4 protein-coding genes are annotated in these 2,850 nt (G+C 61.7%); 1 reads left to right on the forward strand and 3 read right to left on the reverse strand.

The features are described 5' to 3' along the window. From L9Z73_RS28505 to L9Z73_RS28515, 3 genes are all read right to left on the reverse strand, one after another. Window positions 1-278, reverse strand: a 278-nt coding sequence (locus tag L9Z73_RS28505; RefSeq protein ID WP_247408133.1) for a 2-dehydro-3-deoxygalactonokinase, incomplete at its 3' end; no start/stop codon positions are given. 176 nt (window positions 279-454) lie between these two features. Next, window positions 455-781: a DOPA 4,5-dioxygenase family protein gene (locus L9Z73_RS28510; RefSeq protein ID WP_247408134.1), complete on the reverse strand. Its 327-nt coding sequence runs from the start codon at window positions 779-781 to the stop codon at window positions 455-457. A 31-nt stretch (window positions 782-812) separates the two neighbouring features. Beyond that, window positions 813-1,763, reverse strand: a complete 951-nt coding sequence (locus L9Z73_RS28515) for a choline sulfate utilization transcriptional regulator (RefSeq protein WP_247408135.1) — start codon at window positions 1,761-1,763, stop codon at window positions 813-815. A 103-nt stretch (window positions 1,764-1,866) separates the two neighbouring features. Between L9Z73_RS28515 and betC the strand changes: the two genes are divergently transcribed. After that, window positions 1,867-2,850: choline-sulfatase (betC, locus tag L9Z73_RS28520; protein WP_247408136.1), on the forward strand; the 984-nt coding region annotated here is incomplete at its 3' end.

Here is a 2,850-nt window from a genome sequence, read left to right on the forward strand (position 1 = left end):
ATATCGGCGTTTACCCGCTGCTTGTGAGTGTCGGTCAACCCATGAGGGGCGCCTGAATACACCAACAACTGGGCGTCGAGCCAATCGCCGCAGGCTGCGTCGAACGCCAACTCGAAGCCATCGCTGCAGCGCACGCCAGCAATCTCCCGGGGTTGGCTGGGCAGATGCATGATCCCCAACGCCAGCGCACGTTGTTCCAGCACCACGCCTGCGGGGCCGAGTTTATAAGCACGAAGGGAACTGGTTCCCCAATCGAGCGCGATCAATTGCGCCGGCATCGCTTCACCTGAAATGAGTGGGTGCTGAAAAAAGCAGATGGGCGAATATAAACCTATGCTCGGCGATATCTCAATATATAAATATTGATCCCATATAGTGAGACGTGCCGAAATGAATCCTACAACCTTCCCGCCTTTTACTGCGGGAACGGCCGGGCTTTATCTGATGAGGGAGGTTAAAAAGCCGACAGATCCAACTCGCGCATCGCACCCATCCAGATCGCGTACTCGGTGTGATCCTTCAGGTCGTTGCCGGTATCAGGGTGCAGAAACACCACCAAGCCATTGCGATGCAACGCCAGCCAGGGCAGCACCACGCCAATGTATTCGGGGTCGAACGCCAACTGGCAGCTCCAGTCCGGGTGCGGGCCCACGGGGCGTTCATGCACGCGGCCCATGCGCAGCGGAAACAGGGTTGCCGCGTCTTCGCACAAAGTGCGCGCCTGGTCGATGGTGTGGGCATTGAAGTAGATGTGGGCGTGATAGCCCTTGATACGCTGCATGACAAGATCCAGAACCGCTGTGCGACGAATCCTAGACGGCAATCGACGGCAGGGCCAGCCCGGTCAGCGACTGTGCGCTGCGCGCCTGCTCCGCCATCAGCCAGTCGACAAACCGCTCGACCAACTGCCCCCGGCGTTTGCGCTGCGGCTGCACCACGTAGTAGCCCAAGCGTGAGATCACCGTGTCGCTGATCGGTCGGCACAGCCACTTCTGTTCCAGCAGGTTGTCCACCAGGTGACGCCAGCCGATGGCCACGCCCTGGCCAGCAATCGCGGCCTGGATCAGCAGGGTGTAGTTATCGAAGCGCAGTTGGCCGGGGGTCGGCGCGGTGGTAATGCCCAGCTCGCGGAACACGCCGCTCCAGTCGAACCACTGGCTGTTGTGTTCCTGGCGCAGGTGCAGCAACGGGCAGTCGGGCAAGGTCTGCACGGTCAGCGGCGTGGCCTGGTCCTTGAGCCACTGCGGGCTGCACACCGGGAACACTTCTTCATTGAACAGCCACAGGCTGTCGCCCTGCTTGAAACGGCCGTCGCCAAACAGCACCGCCACGTCGATATCGCTGCGCAACGTGGCGTGATTGCGTTCGCTGGTCACCAGGCTGACATCGACCTGGGGGTTGGCCGCATGGAAGCGATGCAGGCGCGGCATCAGCCAATAGGCGGCGAAGGCGAAGTCGGTGGCCACTTGCAGCACTTCGTGCTGGTCCTGCTGGGTGATCGCGCTCAGGCCTTGGTTGATGGTCTGCAAGCCGCCCTGGACATGTTCGAACAGCAAGGCGCCGGCATCGGTCAGCTCGATGCCACGGTAGATCCGATCAAACAGGCGGATCGCCAATTGCTCTTCGAGGCGCTTGATCTGCTGGCTGATGGCCGGCTGGGTGGTGCCCAACTCCATCGCCGCCGCAGTAAAGCTGCGCTGGCGCGCCGCCGCTTCGAATGCGCGGAGCAAATCGAGGGATACATCGCCGAGGGCTTCATACATAAGCTGTGCTTATCCTAGACATTGCCTCTCATGGGCTTTACCCCATTTTCCATGGGCTGCATGCTCATTCGCATAAACACCGCCTATGGAATGCCGAAGACTCATGAAGCGCAAGAACATTCTTTTCATCATGGCCGATCAAATGGCCGCGCCGATGCTTCCGTTCTACGGACCTTCCCCGATCAAGTTGCCAAACCTCAGTCGCCTCGCCGAACAGGGCGTGGTGTTCGACGCCGCCTACTGCAACAGCCCGCTGTGCGCGCCGTCGCGCTTTACCCTGGTCAGCGGCCAGTTGCCGAGCAAGATCGGCGCCTACGACAACGCGGCGGATTTCCCCGCCGATGTGCCGACGTATGCCCACTACCTGCGTCGCCTCGGCTACCGCACCGCGCTGTCGGGCAAGATGCACTTCTGCGGGCCGGACCAATTGCACGGTTACGAAGAGCGCCTGACCAGCGACATCTACCCCGCCGACTATGGCTGGGCGGTGAACTGGGATGAACCGGACGTGCGCCCCACCTGGTACCACAACATGTCCTCGGTGCTGCAAGCCGGGCCGTGCGTGCGCACCAACCAACTGGATTTCGACGAAGAGGTGGTGTTCAAGGCCCAGCAGTACCTGTTCGACCATATTCGCGAGGACGGCGACCAGCCGTTCTGCCTGACCGTGTCGATGACCCACCCCCACGACCCGTACACCATTCCCAAACCGTTCTGGGATCTGTACGACGACAGCGACATCCCTTTGCCCACAACACCGGCCCAGGGCGACCTCGACCCGCACTCCCAGCGCCTGCTCAAGGTCTACGACCTGTGGGACAAGCCGCTGCCGCTGGAGAAGATCCGCGATGCGCGCCGCGCCTACTTCGGCGCGTGCAGTTACATCGACAGCAATGTCGGCAAGCTGCTGCAGACCCTGGAAGACACCGGCCTGGCCGATGACACCATCATCATCTTCTCCGGCGACCACGGCGACATGCTCGGCGAGCGCGGCCTCTGGTACAAAATGCACTGGTTCGAAATGGCCGCCCGCGTGCCGCTGCTGGTCAGTGCACCGGGGCAGTTCGCGGCGCGCCGCGTGACCCAG

The sequence above is a fragment of the Pseudomonas emilianonis genome (assembly GCF_023072625.1).
Taxonomy (GTDB): domain Bacteria; phylum Pseudomonadota; class Gammaproteobacteria; order Pseudomonadales; family Pseudomonadaceae; genus Aquipseudomonas; species Aquipseudomonas paraveronii.